Genomic DNA, 16362 nt, shown 5'->3' on the forward strand with positions numbered 1-16362 from the left:
CACGACCGACAACTAAACGGGACTCACCCGGATCGCCAGCAACTCGCCACCGCCATCGAGCACATACCGGGTGCGCGAGGAGGCGCTCAGCCAGGCAGTATCTCCGGCCACCAAAGGTGGCAAGCCGCTATCGCGCCCAAAACTGGCCTGGCCGGCGAGCAGATGCAGCGCCCAGGCGCTGCCCGGATCTGCAAAGAACAGCATGGTGCCGACCAGCGGACGATGCAGCAGCTCGGCCTGCAGCACATCGCGCCGCCACATCAGGTTGAAATCCTGGGTCGGCCCGTCGAGCAGCGTTGCACTGACCGCTTCTTCGCCAGCAAATCGGACGCGTTGGTAGGGCGGCAGCAAGTCGCAGCTACTATCACTGCTGCCGGGAGCATCGGTGCCGCCGTCGGCGCCTACGTCATGGCCGCCGCGGGCCGCGCCGCTGCCGTCGTTGCTACTGCCGCCATCGCTTTCATTGCCACTGCCACTACTACTGTTGCTACTGCCAGTGCAGGTGACACTCGCACCATCGCCAAACCGTAGCCGCATGCCATTGCCATGCAACAACACCAATTCGCGATCGATGCCTGGGAAAGCAGAAAACGCCGCATCCTGCTCGATCTCGGCGATCGACAAGCGCAGCGACCACGCGTCCGCATCGCCGAGGCGCAGGATCTCTCGCGTCCAGCCCAATTGATTGCGCCATCGCTCGCGCCGGTAGTCGGTGGCCGGAATCACCCGGCTGCTCAGGTCTGTCAGCTGCATTGGCGCATTGTGCCCCAAGCGTTGCGCTGGGGCCGTCATATGTGACCAACATGCCGCTGCGTTATGCGCATGAGCGGTACCCGCACAGCGACCTATACCTCACGCTAGATGCTGTGACTTACGCTTCATGCTCTGACTGGCGCCTCACGCTGCAACCGCCACTTCCCTGCAGCCACCTGCGCTTTCGTACGCTCGCAACTCACGCAGCCCCAAAACGAAAAACGCCCGGCTGCACATCCAAGTGCAACACCGGGCGATTCCACGTCCTTGTCGGCTTCCAGCCATCCCCCGGACATCCTGTCCAGTTAGGTTGCGGCCACGCATCCTCGCGTCGAACCGTATCTCGGATCCCTTCCCCTTAACGCCGTCCCACCGGTTTCACCGCCGCCCCCTTGGCAGCCTTCTTGGCGGGAGCCATCGTGGCTCCTACTTCGATCAGGTCTCGATTCCGTTCGACCGTCTTGAGTCCGATGCCCTTGACCAGTGCCAGTTCCTCGGCACTTTTGAAGGGACCGTTTGCCTGACGGTGCTCGACGATTGCCTCGGCTTTTGATCGCCCGACATTCGTCAGCACCTTGTCCAATTCCTCAGCAGACGCGGTGTTGATGTCGACCTTGTCGAGTGCATACGCATTCGAGGACAACAACAACGCCAGTAGCAGGGACTTCAGGACTACGGTAAATGACTTCATTGCAACGCTCCTTGTGGCTTGGGTGATGGTCCTAGCCAGCATCCCTGCCGGCGGAGCCAGTGTCCCGCGCCACATGCAGCAATCCTATCGCCAACGAACTTTTCACACAGCAGGTGAAATGCGCGCCGCCTTGTAGGGAAATACCTACCCCCTCCCCTCGCAAAGGCGGCCAGCAGGCCCCGGCGTAGAATGTGCCGTTACTTCACGTATTCGGAGCCTTCATGGACAGCGCCAAGATCGACCAATTCATCAGCGACACGTGGGATCGGGAGATCGTCCCGCAATTGGTCGATTACATCCGCATTCCCAACAAGTCGCCGATGTTCGACGCCGATTGGGTGGCGCACGGCTACATGGAGCAGGCGGTCACCCTGATGGAAACCTGGGCGCGGGCGCAGGCGATCGACGGCATGCAGGTCGAGGTGGTGCGCCTGGAAGGCCGCACGCCGTTGATCTTCATCGAAATTCCGGCCACCGGCGCCGAATCCGGTGACGACACCGTGCTGCTGTACGGCCACCTGGACAAGCAGCCAGAAATGACCGGCTGGGACGCCGACCTTGGCCCGTGGAAGCCGGTGCTGCGCGACGACAAGCTGTACGGGCGCGGTGGCGCCGATGATGGCTACGCGATCTTCGGTTCGCTGGCGGCGGTGCTGGCGCTGCGCACTCAGGGCCTGCCGCATGCGCGCTGCGTGGTGCTGATCGAGGCCTGCGAGGAATCCGGCAGCTACGATCTGCCGGCCTACGTGGACCACCTTGCCGAGCGCATCGGCAAGCCGTCGCTGGTGGTGTGCCTGGATTCGGGCTGCGGCAACTGCGAGCAGCTGTGGTGCACCACCTCGCTGCGCGGGCTGACCGGCGGCAACCTCAGCGTGAAGGTGCTGGAGGAAGGCGTGCACTCAGGCGATGCCTCCGGCGTGGTGCCGTCCAGCTTTCGCTTGCTGCGCCAGCTGCTGTCGCGCATCGAGGACGAAGCCAGCGGCCGCATCCTGCTGGAAGGCCTGCATGTGGAGGTGCCGGCCGAGCGACTGACCCAGGCCAAAGCCGCAGCGGCGACGCTGGATACGGCCATCTTCGACAAATTCCCGATGGTCGAGGGCTTGGTGCCAATGCATGACGACCTCACCGAACTGGTATTGAATCGCACCTGGCGCCCTGCGCTGTCGATCACCGGTGTGGACGGCATGCCGCCGCTGGCCTCGGCCGGCAATGTGCTACGCCCACAAACCGCTGTGAAGCTGTCGTTGCGTCTGCCGCCGACCGCCGATGGCAAGGTGTGTGGCGAGCTGCTCAAGGAAGCGCTGCTCCGCGACCCGCCCAACGGCGCGCAGGTGACCCTGGAACTGGAAAAGGCATCGTCCGGCTGGAATGCGCCCGAGATGGCGCTGTGGCTGGAAAAAGCCATCGACGACGCCAGCCTGGCGTTCTTCGACAAGCCGGCCATGTACATGGGCGAAGGCGGCTCGATCCCGTTCATGGGCATGCTGGGCGAGAAGTTCCCCGGCGCGCAGTTCATGATCACCGGCGTGCTCGGCCCGCATTCCAACGCACATGGTCCGAATGAGTTCCTGCACATCCCGATGGGCAAGCGCGTGACCGCCTGCGTGGCCAAGGTGATTGCCGAGCATCACGCCGCCTGCCTGCGCGGCGAGACCAGCGGCTCGCCGGTGGCTGCCGACAGCGGCACCCGTCATGGCGGGCATGGCTGCTGCTGAGTTGGCGGTTTCACCGATACATGCCATTGGCGTGCATTCACTGATGGAAGTGCTAGATCGCACTGAGTGAGGGCTCGCGCGCAGGTGCGTGGGTGGTTTGGCTGGGTGGATTTTACGCATCGCCTTGCTGCGTACTCTCACCCCAACCCCTCTCCCCATTGGAGAGGGGCTTGGAGCTTGCGCTTGGTGAAGTGCTAGTCTGCCGATCCCACTTACCTCAGTGCCTGCGATGAACAATCTCTTCGGTAGCGACAGCTGGCTTTACATCATTCTGGTCGGTTTCGTGGTCGGGCTCCTGGCCCGTTTCATTACGCCGGGCACGCAGCGCCTGGGTTGCCTGCTGACCATCGTGCTGGGCATTGCCGGTGCGGTGGTCGCCAGCTGGTTTGGGCGTTACATGGGCTGGTACCACGCCGGCGAACCGGCCGGTTTCCTCGGCGCGTTGCTGGGTGCGATCGCGATCCTGGCACTGCTGCGCCTGTTCAGCGGCAGCAAGCGTTGATCGACCCGCCGCCACTCTGACGTGGCGGCGCCTCACTTCACGGCACAGCATTTACTCGCGACGTCGTTGCTTCCCGATACCGCGCGCGATGCGCTCCGTCTGCAATGGGCGCGGCACACGTTGAACGATCCGCAGGTCACACTGCAACGTGCGTCGGTCGATGCGGGATTTCGCAGTTATTGGCGCACCCAAGGGAGCGGCATGGATCGCATCCTGATGGATGCGCCACCGGAGCTGGAAAATGTGGCGCCGTGGTTGCGCATGCATGCACTGCTCGGCGAGCACGGCGTGCGGGTGCCGCTAGTGCTTGCGCAAGATCTTGAAACGGGATTTCTGCTGTTGGAAGACCTGGGCGTACCGACGCTGGCGCAGGCACTGACCGACGCCAATGCCGACGCGTTGCTGGATGGCGCGATCAGTCAGTTGTTGCTGCTGCAGCGCATTCCACCGCCCGCCGACAGCGGTGTATTCGGCGAGGCGCTGCTGCAACGCGATGCCGGCTTGTTCGAAGAATGGTTTCTCGGTCGCCATCTAGGGCTGCAGCTGGGCTGCGAGCACGCCGAGCAACTGCAACTGGTGCAGCGCCGTTTGATGGACAACGCACTGGCGCAGCCGCGCGTGTTCACCCATCGCGATTTCATGCCGCGCAATCTGATGCCGGTCAGCGACGGGCCGGCGGTGCTGGACTTCCAGGACTGCGTGATCGGCCCGATCGCCTACGACCCGATCAGTCTGTTCAAGGACACCTCGGTGAGTTGGCCGATCGCACGCGTGGATAGTTGGCTGCAGCGCTATCACGCACGTGCCCTAGCGGCCGGATTACCGGTGCCGCCGCTGGCGCACTTCCTGCGCGATGCGGACTGGATGGGCGTGCAGCGGCACCTGAAGAATCTGGGCATCTTTTCGCGCCTGAGCCATCGCGACGGCAAACATTGGTATCTGGATAACGTGCCGCGCTTCATCGCCTATCTGGACGACGTGCTGCCGCGCTACAGCGAACTGACGCCGCTGATCGGGCTACTGGAAGACTTGGTCAAACCTGCCTTGGCGGCACGCTCCACGCAGGCCGGCGCATGAAGGCCCTGATCTTCGCGGCCGGATTTGGCGAGCGCATGCGTCCGCTCACCGAACGCACGCCCAAGCCGTTGTTGAAGGTCGGCGGCACGCCGCTGATCGTCTGGCATCTGCACAAGCTGGCCGCGCTGGGCGTAGACGAGGTAGTGATCAATACCTCGTGGTTGGCCGAGCAATTTCCGCAAGTGCTGGGCGATGGCAGTGCGTTCGGGCTGCGCCTGACCTATTCCTTTGAGGGCGCCACTCCGCTGGAGACAGGTGGCGGCATGCTGCATGCGTTGCCGTTACTGGGCGATGCCCCGTTTCTGTTGGTCAATGGCGATATCTGGACCGACTTCGATTTCGCGCGGCTGTCGAGCGCGCCGGCAGGACTGGCGCAACTGGTGCTGGTCGATCAACCTGCGTATGCGGCGCGAGCGGATTTCGCGTTGCAGGCTGATGGCAAAGTCAGCGCCGATCTACCTGCAACCCACACTTACGCCGGCATCGGTGTCTATCGGCCTGCACTGCTACGCGATTGGCAATCGGTCATCGGCCAGCTAGCAGAGCAGACCCACGGCACCGCGATTTGCGCTGGCACCGATCCTGCGCGCGCAGATGGCAGCAGGTTTGATCGACGGCATCCACCATCCGGGGCGCTGGACCGATGTGGGCACACCGCAGCGGTTGGCGGAACTGGATGCGCAATTGCTGCACGACGGCAGCTGATCGCACCATACAGCTGCAAAAAATCCGCAATCGAGAGCGGCTGACAAAACCTCTTGAAGGCTGTATCCATGGCGGCAACGTGTTGGCCGCCGAGATTTCGAGTCGTCGCGGCGTTTAAATGCAGTCGAAGGCTTGGGCCAACAGCCTAGGGCCTGTTAACACTAATGGCCCGAGCGATTAAACTATTGGTCATGGAGATCACGCCAGCACAATTTTCTCTGATCGAACACTGCCTGCCGGCGCAGCGCGGCAATGTCAGCATGACCAACCTGCAAGTGGTCAACGCCATCCTTTACGTTGCCGAGCATGGCTGCAAATGGCGCGGCCTACCCAAGCGCTTTGGCAACTGGCATACGGTCTACACACGCATGAACCGTTGGGCCAAGGCGGGTGTGCTGGACCGGATGTTCGCCCAATTGCAGAAGTCCCAGATCGTGCGCATCAAGATCGAAGCAGTCTCGCTGGACTCCACCAGCGTCAAGGTCCATCCCGATGGCACGGGTGCATTAAAAAAAACGGCCCGCAGGCCGTCGGCAAGTCTCGCGGTGGATGGAACACCAAGATTCATATGGTTGCCGCAGATGCTCGAACAGCCATCACCTTTGGATTGACGCCTGGCAACGTGCATGACGCACCTGCAGGCCGCGCGTTGCTTGAACACCTGGGGCCAGTGGAGCGGCCGATTCATTTGTTGATGGACCGTGCTTACGAAGGCAACGAAACCCGCCAGTTGGCGCTCGATCTTGGCTTCGTGCCGGTGGTCCCGCCGAAATCCAATCGGGTCGAGCCTTGGGAATACAACCGGGAGATGTACAAGCGGCGTAACGAAGTGGAGAGACTGTTCCGTCGCTTGAAAGGCTACCGCCGGATTTTCTCGCGCTTCGAGAAGCTGGATGTCATGTTCCTTGGATTCCTCAGCTTCGTCCTAGTCGTTGATGGGCTTCGGATGTGTTAACAGGCCCTAGTCAGTCGCTCTAGCGACCCACTGACGTTGGTGGCGCCAGACGGTTGTTTGAGCCAGACGGCTGTTTCGGTGTTGGCAGCGCGGACAGGTATTGACCTGTCGCTGCCCCGCCGACGTAGCGGCCTGATCGAATGTTATGCCGCCGTGTACACACCGCGTATGCAGGCGCGACCGTTAAGCTACAAACCTCTGCGCCTGCCTGGCGCCTTCATTCGGCCAGACTGCCCATGTCAAAGCACCGCACCCGTCCCTTGATGCTGATTGCGCTGGCGGCCGCGCCGCTGGCGCACGCGCAGGAAATCGCCGCAACCCCCGCCTCGCCGCAGGCCTGCACCTCCGTCACCTCGGATGCGGCGCGGCTGGCGTGCTACGACCAGGCGCTGGGCTACACGCCGCAGCTGACCGCAGAAGCCGACGCCGCCGCGCAACTGGCCAAGCAGAAAGAGGCCAAGCCACAGGACGAACGCGCCATCAGCCGCGTCGGCGATTTCTTCCGTGCCGATGGACAGGACCAACCCAAGGCCGAGGCGGTCGCCAATGCCGGCCGTGGCTCGCTGCTGGATCGCCGCTGGGAGCTGGCCAAGGATTCCAAGCTGGGCACATTCCAGCTGCGCGGCTACAAGCCGGTGTATCTGTTGCCGGCGTTCTGGACCAGCGACTCCAACCGCACCCCGCAGTCGCCCAACCCGGCCAACTCGGTGTCCACCCCGCAGCAACTGGACAGCGCCGAGCTGAAGTTCCAGCTCAGCTTCAAGACCAAGGTGGTCGAGGATCTGTTCGGCGACAACGGCGATATCTGGATGGGCTACACCCAGAGCTCGCGCTGGCAGGCCTACAACACCGATGCCTCGCGCCCGTTCCGCGAAACCAACTACGAGCCGGAGGCGATGTTGGTGTTCCGCAACAACTACAGCCTGTTCGGCTGGAAGGGCCGCATGAGCGGCATCAGCATCAATCACATGTCCAACGGCCGCGAGGACCCGCTGTCGCGTTCCTGGAACCGGGTGATCCTCAACATCGGCCTGGATCGCGAGAACTGGGCACTGACGCTGCGTCCGTGGTTCCGCATCAAGGAAGATCGCGCCGACGACAACAATCCCGATATCGAGGATTACATGGGCCGCGGCGACGCGACCCTGGTCTACAACAAGGACGGCCACGAATTCGCATTGATTGCACGGCATTCGCTGCGTGGTGGCGATCGCTCGCACGGCTCGGTGCAGCTGGACTACGGCTTCCCGATCACCAACCTGCTGCGCGGCCATGTGCAGGTGTTCGACGGCTACGGCGAAAGCCTGATCGACTACAACCACAAGGCGACCTATATCGGCCTGGGTGTGTCGTTGTTGGAGTGGTTCTAACCGCGTGCCGTTTCACTGGCCGGCGCATTGCCGGCCAGTCCTAGCGCCGAGGTTTGATCGGAGCTGGCGTGCCCGTCGCAAAACGCTTGCGGCCGAGCACGCGTACTGGGAGCATGGATGTACGCACTCCGTGCACGGCCAACCAGGCCGCCCCGTCGACAGGACGTCCCATGGCTCGCCCGCACCACCGCTCCTTCTTCGCCCATGCCTCTGCGCTGCTGGGCGTGCTCAGTCTGATGGGTGTGGTGTGTTTCCACTTTCCCGATCTGTTGACCAGCCGCGAGTTCCGCGCCGCCTATAACGAGCAGTTCGCACGCCATCTCCTGCTGGTCGGGCTGGTTGCCGCGTTCCTGCTGGGTACCTTCGCCATTCTGCGCGACCGCAACAAGCGCATTGCGATGGTTGGTGTGGGCAGCGCAACGTTGGCGGTGTTGTTCGGTGGCACCAACGTGCAGTTCGATACGATCGGGCGCACGCCCTATTCGCTTGGTCTGGACTGGTTTGTGATTTCGCTGTTCTTCTCGGCGCTGGTGTTCGTGCCGCTGGAACGCTATCTGGGCAAGCGCCGCATTTCGCCGCTACGCCAGGGCTGGCGCACCGATATCGGCTACTTTTTCATGAGCCATGTGCTGGTGCAGTTCATCCTGATCCTGGTCACCGCCTCCACGTCGAGTATCGCCGGGCTGGCCGCGTTTCCATCGCTGAAAGCGGCAATCCAGTCCCTGCCGGTGTGGGGACAGTTTCTGATCGCAGTCTTCGTTGCCGACATGGCGCAGGCATCGCTGCATCGGGCGTATCACAACATTCCGTGGCTGTGGCGATTCCACGCGGTGCATCACTCCAGCCGCGAGATGGACTGGCTGGCCGGATCGCGCATCCATTTTGTGGAAATCGTGCTGACCCGCAGTGCGGTGCTGCTGCCGCTGTTGATTCTCGGTTTTTCGACACCGGCGGTGAATGCGTACGTGATTCTGGTCGGCCTGCAGGCGGTGCTCGCACATTCCAACCTCGGCCTGCGTTTTGGCTGGCTGGAATATGTGCTGGTCTTGCCGCGTTATCACCATTGGCATCATGCGCGCCAACAGGACTATATCGACGTCAACTACGCCATCCATCTGCCCTTGGTGGACATGTTGATGGGCACGTTCAAACTGCCGCCGAGTCGCGACGCGTGGCCGCAGGAATATGGCGTCATGAAACTGGAAACGGTGCCCAAGGGGCTGATGCGCCAGCACCTGATGCCATTCCGTCGGCGTAAGACGTTCGACGATTATGTGGACTAAAACTCGAGATACGGTTTGCGTTGGAGTGTTTGCCCAGCGCGGATAATCATGTGCAGAACGGCTGATCTGAGGCCTGGCTGCAGGGCCCTTGCCGGCCCATCATCACGGGACACGCTGCAAGTACGTCCATGTAAGCTCTTACGCGGCATCCATGCCGCGTAAGGTCCCGCGATGGTGGGCGGGCAAGGACCAGTCGGGATGGTCGGTGTGCATGGTTGCTAGCAGTGGATGCAGCGCGGCCGTCCGATGAGCTGCGGTTTGATCAGCGCCTATCGATCTGATCGATGTTGTGGCCATTCCAGACATCACTCCATTCGCTCAACGAACGCGACACGTTGCCGTCATCGATACAGTGTGCGGGAGGTTGTGTCAGAGCTAACGACCGCGCTGCACCGCACATATGAAAACAGCGCAGGAGATCATCCTGCGCTGTCATTGCCCGAACTACTGCAATAACCATCAGACGTCGAAGAAATCCACCTTGCCGTCTTTCAGGGTGTAATACGCGCCGACCACGCGGACATTGCCTGCGCGCAGCGGTTCCAGCAGTGCCGGCTCGGAAGCGGCACGCAGGCGGTCGACGGTGCGCTTGACGTTGGCCTTGACCGAGTCGGCCAGCAGGTCAGCGCCGCCCTTGCTCTTGGCAGTCAGCACGGCGGGGACGATCGGCTCGATCATCGAGCCGATCGCGCCGGGGAAGAACGCGCCCTGCTCCACCACCGACACCGCGGCGGCAACCGCGCCGCAACTCTCGTGGCCCATCACCACCACCAGCGGCACGCCGAGCTGGCTGACCGCATATTCGATCGAACCCAATGCAGTGGTATCGACGGTATTGCCGGCATTGCGAACGATGAACATTTCGCCCAGACCGCGACCGAACAGCAGTTCCGGCGGCACGCGCGAATCCGAGCACGACACCAGAATCACGAACGGAGTCTGGCCCAGCGCCAGTTCCAGCCGGCGCTTGCCGTCGGAGATCACCTTCTTGGGACGGTTCTCGACAAACGCAGCGTTGCCGTCACGCAGGGTCTGCAACGCCTGCTCGGCGTTTAGATCGGTTTTCTTCGACGGCGCGGCACGCACAGCGAACGGCAGTGACGCGGCGGCGGCCGCGACCGGCGCGCAACAGGCGCATTGCAGCAATTTTCGACGGGATGCGGAATGCGACATGGACGAGCCCCTGCTCTCTGGTTGGTGTCGCCATCGTACTACGCGGCAAGCGCGGCGGAACGCTTTGAAGCGCGCTGATGGACGCCGCACAACGCCTGCTGCGGCTGGAGATTCAGGTCCAGTCCGTTAGACCCTCGCGGCGATAGGTTTCCTGAAACGCCGGCCGGGCTTTCATTCGCTGCGCATGCGCGTGCAGCGCCGGCCAGGTATCGCTGGGCCGGGGCATATTGCGCGACCAGCGCATCATCATGGACAGCATGAAATCGGCTGCCGACAACGTCTGGCCAAGCAGATACGGACCATTGGCTTGCAGGTGCGCATCGACCTGGGTCCAGGCCGCTTCGAGTTTTTGCCGTGCCTGCGCCTGCGCCGCATCGCTGTGCGCGGCACCGGCCGGCTCGCTCGGGTAGAACCAGGCGCGATACGCCGGCTGCAAGGTGTTGGCGCAGAAGAACATCCACCTGTAGTAGTCCGCACGCGCAGGCGTGCCGACCGGCGGCGCCAATCCAGACTGCGGATACAGGTCGGCCAGATGCAGCACGATTGCTGCTGCCTCGGTCAACACCTGGCCCTCCAGCACCAGCGTCGGCACCACGCCGGCTGGATTGAGTGCCAGGTATTCAGGCGATTTCTGCTCGGCACGATCGAAATTCAGCGGATGCAGCACGTGCGGCACATCCAGTTCGATCAGCAGCCAATGCACGACCAGGGCTGCGGTGCTGGGAGAGTGATAAAGCGTTGTGGCCATACGGATTCCTGAAGTCAGTTGGTGCAGGCGCGCAGGCAGGCGAGCTTGCGTGGTTCACAGCGATTGTCGTCACTCTGTTGGCTGCAATCGAAGACCTGCGCGAGGCAGTTGGCCCGCTGTGCCGGATTCTGCACGTCATCGCAGCGTTCTCCGCGCGGCGCCACCGAGGCGCTGCAACTGCTCTCGCTAGGCCGATCGGCGCGGCATTGCCTGGCACTCTGGTTGCACTGCGCGATGCAACGGTCCGACGCTGCGGGCCCGCTGAATCGTGTGGAGGGCTCGCTTGGCCTGAGTGGCTTTTTTTCTTCAAACGGCACCGGCGCGGCTGGTCTCGGTGCGTAGTTGCCGGAAGGAAACAGCACCGTCGGTGCTGTCTTCTGCTGCGCTGCCACACCCTGGCTGAGACAGACCAACAACGCGATGCAGATAAGTCGGAGCATTCCTGTTCTCCTCTAACCGGTCAGTACGCCGAGCATAACGGGTTGTCGCTCGGCGTTGCCTGGCCGCGTGGTCGATCCGGCAGGCCGTCTTCATCCCGATAGACAGACACCGGCTGATGACGGGGACCTAGGCGTATTAACTCGTTTGCGGGACGCGGCGACGCCGTGCAGTTGCGTCGCCGCTCCAAGCCAGGCTTATTCCACCACAACCGGAATCTTGCCGATGCGCGACTGCCACAAACGCGGCCCGGTCTTGTGCACCGACCCGCCGGTGGAATCCACTGCCACGGTCACCGGCATGTCCTTGACCTCGAATTCGTAGATCGCTTCCATGCCCAGATCTTCGAACGCCAGCACGCGCGCGGCCTTGATCGCCTTGGACACCAGGTACGCCGAGCCGCCGACCGCCATCAGATAGACGGCCTTGTTGTCGCGGATCGCCTCGATCGCCGCATCGCCGCGCTCGGACTTGCCGACCATGCCGAGCAGGCCGGTTTGTTCCAGCATCTGGCGGGTGAACTTGTCCATGCGGGTGGCAGTGGTCGGGCCGGCCGGGCCGACCACTTCATCGCGCACCGGGTCGACCGGGCCGACGTAGTAGATGAAGCGGTTGGTGAAATCGACCGGCAGCGTTTCGCCGCGATTGAGCATGTCGATCATGCGCTTGTGCGCGGCATCGCGGCCGGTCAGCAGCTTGCCGTTGAGCAGCACCACTTCGCCTGGCTTGAAGCTGGCCACCTCTTCGCGGGTGATGGTGTCCAGGTTGACCCGGCGCGCGTTGGTCGGGTTGTAGGTCAGCTTGGGCCAGTCTTCCAGCGACGGCGGATCCAGCATCACCGGGCCGCTGCCGTCCAGGGTGAAGTGGGCGTGGCGGGTGGCGGCGCAGTTGGGAATCAGCGCCACCGGCAGGTTGGCGGCGTGGGTCGGGTAATCCTTGACCTTGATGTCCAGCACCGTGGTCAGGCCGCCAAGGCCTTGCGCGCCGATGCCGAGCGCGTTGACCTTTTCGTACAGCTCAAGCCGCAGTTCTTCGGCGCGATTGGAGGCGCCACGCGCCTGCAGATCGACGATGTCGATCGGCTCCATCAACGCTTCCTTGGCCAGCAGCATGGCCTTTTCGGCGGTGCCGCCGATGCCGATGCCGAGCATGCCCGGCGGGCACCAGCCGGCGCCCATGGTCGGCACGGTCTTGAGCACCCAGTCGACGATGGAATCGGACGGGTTGAGCATGGCGAACTTGCTCTTGGCTTCCGAACCGCCACCCTTGGCCGCGACGATCACTTCGAGATGGTGACCGGGCACGATCTTGGTGTTGACCACCGCCGGGGTGTTGTCGCGGGTGTTGGTCCGCTTGCCGGCCGGGTCGGCCAGCACGCTGGCGCGCAGCTTGTTGTCGGGGTGGTTGTAGGCGCGGCGCACGCCTTCGTTGACCATGTCTTCCACACCCATGGTGGCGTCGTCCCAGCGCACCTGCATGCCGATTTCCAGGAACACGGTGACGATGCCGGTGTCCTGGCAGATCGGGCGGTGGCCTTCGGCGCACATGCGCGAGTTGATCAGGATCTGCGCGATGGCGTCCTTGGCGGCCGGCGACTCTTCGCGCTCGTAAGCGGCGGACAGATTCTTGATGTAGTCGACCGGGTGGTAATAGCTGATGTACTGCAGCGCGTCGGCGACGGACTGGATGAGGTCTTCCTGCTTGATCGAGGTCACGGCTGGCTCTACGGCTGGCGGGGGCAATCCGGGCATTTTAGTCCAAACTTCCAGCGCGTCCTGCGGCCGCGTCAATGGCTGCGATTGACCAGGCCAAGGATTGCGTGGCGCCCGACCCAACGCCCGGGTGACCTGCGATGCACCGGCCGCACCGATTTGCAAGTGCGCAGTCAGCGACAGAGCAGCTATCGCGCGCCAATGCAGGGATGCGCACTGGCGCCTTCCAACACTTCACGCCTACGCAAAGCGCTGCACACTAGTGCAATGTCAGCATCCCGTTCCGGCGCCACCGCGCCCGCCGCACCCCGTACCGGCCCCACCCTGCGCGAGCGTTTGAATGCGTTGCGCAACCTGCCACCGTTTCTGCGCCAGATCTGGCAGACCAGCCGCTGGCTGAGCGCCAGCAGCATCGGCCTGCGCGTGCTGCGCGCGTTGATGCCGGTGGCCACGCTCTACATCGGCAAACTGATCATCGACGAGGCGATCCATCTGGTTGGCCAACCGCCGGCCTTCGATTCGCTGACCCAGGCGCTGAGCAGCGGCCGCCTGAACCGGCTGCTGGAATTGCTGGCGCTGGAACTGGCGCTGGCGATCGGTTCGGATCTGCTCGGCCGGCTGGTCGGCTACGCCGATGCGCTGCTGTCGGAGTTGTTCAACAACGCCGCCAGCGTGCGCCTGATGGAACACGCCGCGCAGCTGGATCTGGAGGATTTCGAAGACCCCGACCGGCAGGACAAGCTGGATCGTGCGCGGCGCCAGACCATGAACCGCATGAACCTGATGAGCCAGTTGTTCGGCCAGGTGCAGGACGCAATCACAGTGGTCAGCCTGGCGGTGGGCCTGGTGGTGTATGCACCGTGGTTGATCCTGCTGCTGGCCATCGCCCTGATCCCGGCCTTCATCGGCGAGGCGCATTTCAACGCATTGGGCTATTCGCTCAACTTCCAGTGGACGCCGGAGCGGCGCCAGCTCGATTACCTGCGCCAGGTCGGCGCCAGTGTCGAGACCGCCAAAGAAGTCAAGATCCTCAACCTGCACCGGTTTTTGATCACGCGCTATCGCCGGCTGGCCGACAAGTTCTTCCAGGCCAATCGCGCGCTGGCACGCAAGCGCGCACTGTGGGGCGCACTGCCGGCTGCGCTGGGCACATTGGGCTATTACATGGCGTATGGCTATATCGCATGGCGCACCGTGCGCGGCGATTTCAGCATCGGCGATCTGACCTTTCTGGCCGGCAGTTTCCTGCGGTTGCGGCAGTTGCTGGAAGGCCTGCTGATCGGGTTTTCGCAGGTCGCCGGGCAAGCCTTGTATCTGGACGATCTGTATTCGTTCTTCAATATCGTGCCGGAAATCCGCTCGCGCCCGAATGCGCTGCCGGTGCCGCGACCGATCCGCCAGGGCTTCGTGTTCGAGGATGTGGGCTTTCGCTATCCGGACGCCGAACAGTGGACGGTGCGGCATCTGGATTTCGAACTACGGGCGGGCGAAGTGCTGGCGCTGGTCGGCGAAAACGGCGCCGGCAAGACCACCCTGGTCAAGCTGCTGGCACGGCTGTACGACCCCGACGAAGGCCGCATCCTGCTCGATGGTCAGGACCTGCGCGATTACGATCTGGACGATCTGCGCGCCAACCTGGGCGTGATCTTTCAGGACTTCGTGCGCTATCACCTGAGCGTTGGCGAGAACATCGGCGTTGGCCAGGTCGATGCGATGGACGATGCACCGCGCATCCAGGCCGCCGCCCAGCGCGCGATGGCCGGCGAGCTCATCGACAGCCTGCCCGATGGCTACGATCAATTGATCGGCCGACGCTTCAAGAACAGCGTGGATCTGTCCGGCGGGCAATGGCAGAAGATCGCCATCGCACGCGCCTACATGCGCGATGCGCAGCTGATGATCCTGGACGAACCCACCGCCGCACTGGATGCACGCAGCGAGTTCGAGGTATTCCAGCGTTTCAAGGAATTGTCGGACAACCGCACTGCGGTGCTGATCTCACACCGTTTCTCCAGCGTACGCATGGCCGACCGCATCCTGGTGCTGGCCGCTGGCCGCATCGAGGCCAACGGCACGCATGCGGAGTTGATGGCGCAGGGTGGGCGGTATGCGGAGTTGTTCGAGTTGCAGGCGGCGGGGTATCGGTGATTTGGGGAATCGGGATTCGGGAATCGGGAATCGTTAGAAGCGGTTTCCGCCCAGCTAATGGCTGTTGAGCTTGGTGATGCGAAAACGTCCGGGATCTTTCGGCAGCTGCACCCATTCCCCATTCCCGATTCCCGATTCCCGATTCTCCATTCCCAGCTAAATGAGAGTTCATCTCATTTGGCCGGCTTGAGGTAGAATTGGCAGGTACTCTTCCCACGACACTCACCGGCATGTCTTCCGCTTTCGGCGCCCAAACGGTGCTCGAGGTCCGTCACTGGACCGACGCCTACTTCAGCTTCACCACGACCCGCGATGCCGGTTTCCGTTTCGAGAACGGCCAATTCGTGATGATCGGCCTGGAAACCGAGACGCGCCCGTTGCTGCGTGCGTACTCGATTGCCAGCGCCAACTGGGAAGAACATCTGGAGTTCTTCAGCATCAAGGTGCCGGACGGCCCGCTCACCTCGCGGCTGCAGCACATCAAACCGGGCGATCAGGTACTGGTCGGCAAGAAACCCACCGGCACGCTGCTGATCAGCGACCTGCACCCGGGCCGCAACCTGTACCTGCTGGGCACCGGCACCGGCCTGGCGCCGTGGTTGTCGGTAATCAAGGATCCGGAAACCTACGAGCGTTTCGACAAGGTGATCCTGACCCAGGGCGTGCGCTTCGTGCAGGATCTGGCCTACCGCGACTACTTCGAGCGCGAGCTGCCGCAGCACGAATTTCTCGGCGACCTCCTGCGCGACAAGTTGCTGTATTACCCGGCGGTGACGCGCGAAGACTTCGCCAACCGGGGCCGCCTGACCGAGCTGATGGAAGACGGCCGCATGCAGCAGACGCTGGGCTTGCCGCCGCTGGATCCGGCCAACGACCGCTTCATGATCTGCGGCAGCCCGCAGATGCTGGCCGACCTGCGCAACGTGCTGGATGCGCGCGGCTTCGAAACCTCGCCACGCATCGGCACGCCGGGGCATTACGTCTTCGAGCGCGCGTTCGTCGAGAAGTGATGCGGCGCGCGTGAAACGCCAGCGATGGTGCGGCGTTTTATGTAGACCGCATCGCCAGCGCGCGTGCGTCGTAGGAGCGCCC

Annotated in this window: 13 protein-coding genes and 1 pseudogene; 9 read left to right on the forward strand and 5 right to left on the reverse strand. The window is 63.1% G+C overall.

Annotated features, from left to right (window positions below):
• Positions 1 to 12: 12 nt before the first annotated feature.
• Positions 13 to 753 (reverse strand): HutD/Ves family protein, encoded by a 741-nt coding sequence (locus NDY25_RS02755; protein WP_168958921.1) that lies wholly within the window; start codon positions 751 to 753, stop codon positions 13 to 15.
• Between the two features lie 358 nt (positions 754 to 1111).
• Positions 1112 to 1486 (reverse strand): ComEA family DNA-binding protein, encoded by a 375-nt coding sequence (locus tag NDY25_RS02760; RefSeq protein ID WP_006452365.1) that lies wholly within the window; start codon positions 1484 to 1486, stop codon positions 1112 to 1114.
• 179 nt (positions 1487 to 1665) lie between these two features.
• Here NDY25_RS02760 and NDY25_RS02765 point away from each other — a divergent pair, with 179 nt between their 5' ends.
• The 7 genes and pseudogenes from NDY25_RS02765 (at position 1666) to NDY25_RS02795 (ending at position 9051) form a co-directional block, all read left to right on the forward strand.
• Positions 1666 to 3159, forward strand: coding sequence for a M20 family metallopeptidase (locus NDY25_RS02765; protein ID WP_256627751.1), 1494 nt, complete (start codon positions 1666 to 1668; stop codon positions 3157 to 3159).
• 229 nt (positions 3160 to 3388) lie between these two features.
• The gene (locus NDY25_RS02770) at positions 3389 to 3661 is read left to right on the forward strand and encodes a GlsB/YeaQ/YmgE family stress response membrane protein (protein ID WP_006452367.1); all 273 of its coding nucleotides are present in this window, start codon (positions 3389 to 3391) and stop codon (positions 3659 to 3661) included.
• Positions 3662 to 3682: 21 nt separating this feature from the next.
• Positions 3683 to 4738 carry an aminoglycoside phosphotransferase family protein gene (locus NDY25_RS02775; RefSeq protein ID WP_256627752.1) on the forward strand — a complete coding sequence of 352 codons (1056 nt, stop codon included), beginning with the start codon at positions 3683 to 3685 and terminating at the stop codon, positions 4736 to 4738.
• Positions 4735 to 5443 (forward strand): annotated as a pseudogene (gene murU / locus NDY25_RS02780) (N-acetylmuramate alpha-1-phosphate uridylyltransferase MurU). The gene NDY25_RS02775 and the pseudogene murU overlap by 4 nt, the downstream one beginning before the upstream one ends.
• A 191-nt stretch (positions 5444 to 5634) precedes the next feature.
• Positions 5635 to 6398 (forward strand): IS5 family transposase gene (locus NDY25_RS02785; protein WP_095574585.1). Its coding sequence is split into 2 segments (ribosomal slippage): positions 5635 to 5950 and positions 5950 to 6398, totalling 765 coding nucleotides; the frame shifts between segments, so codons are not numbered across the junction.
• A gap of 236 nt (positions 6399 to 6634) precedes the next feature.
• Positions 6635 to 7768 carry a phospholipase A gene (locus tag NDY25_RS02790; protein ID WP_074057080.1) on the forward strand — a complete coding sequence of 378 codons (1134 nt, stop codon included), beginning with the start codon at positions 6635 to 6637 and terminating at the stop codon, positions 7766 to 7768.
• Positions 7769 to 7938: 170 nt separating this feature from the next.
• Positions 7939 to 9051 carry a sterol desaturase family protein gene (locus NDY25_RS02795; RefSeq protein WP_256627753.1) on the forward strand — a complete coding sequence of 371 codons (1113 nt, stop codon included), beginning with the start codon at positions 7939 to 7941 and terminating at the stop codon, positions 9049 to 9051.
• A 459-nt stretch (positions 9052 to 9510) separates the two neighbouring features.
• Here NDY25_RS02795 and NDY25_RS02800 read toward each other — a convergent pair whose 3' ends face one another.
• The 3 genes from NDY25_RS02800 to NDY25_RS02810 all read right to left on the reverse strand — a co-directional run bounded on the left by NDY25_RS02800 (position 9511) and on the right by NDY25_RS02810 (position 13125).
• Positions 9511 to 10149: a carbonic anhydrase gene (locus NDY25_RS02800; protein WP_176340694.1), complete on the reverse strand. Its 639-nt coding sequence runs from the start codon at positions 10147 to 10149 to the stop codon at positions 9511 to 9513.
• Positions 10150 to 10336: 187 nt separating this feature from the next.
• Positions 10337 to 10972, reverse strand: a complete 636-nt coding sequence (locus NDY25_RS02805; RefSeq protein ID WP_168959353.1) for a glutathione S-transferase family protein — start codon at positions 10970 to 10972, stop codon at positions 10337 to 10339.
• 635 nt (positions 10973 to 11607) lie between these two features.
• Positions 11608 to 13125, reverse strand: a complete 1518-nt coding sequence (locus NDY25_RS02810; protein ID WP_168959355.1) for a fumarate hydratase — start codon at positions 13123 to 13125, stop codon at positions 11608 to 11610.
• Positions 13126 to 13389: 264 nt separating this feature from the next.
• Here NDY25_RS02810 and NDY25_RS02815 point away from each other — a divergent pair, with 264 nt between their 5' ends.
• Together NDY25_RS02815 and NDY25_RS02820 are read left to right on the forward strand one after the other, a co-directional pair.
• The gene (locus tag NDY25_RS02815; RefSeq protein ID WP_256627755.1) at positions 13390 to 15270 is read left to right on the forward strand and encodes an ABC transporter ATP-binding protein; all 1881 of its coding nucleotides are present in this window, start codon (positions 13390 to 13392) and stop codon (positions 15268 to 15270) included.
• Positions 15271 to 15500: 230 nt separating this feature from the next.
• Positions 15501 to 16280, forward strand: a complete 780-nt coding sequence (locus NDY25_RS02820; protein ID WP_023903476.1) for a ferredoxin--NADP reductase — start codon at positions 15501 to 15503, stop codon at positions 16278 to 16280.
• The last annotated feature ends 82 nt before the right edge of the window (positions 16281 to 16362 follow it).

It is taken from the genome of Xanthomonas hortorum pv. pelargonii (genome assembly GCF_024499015.1).
Classification (GTDB): domain Bacteria; phylum Pseudomonadota; class Gammaproteobacteria; order Xanthomonadales; family Xanthomonadaceae; genus Xanthomonas; species Xanthomonas hortorum_B.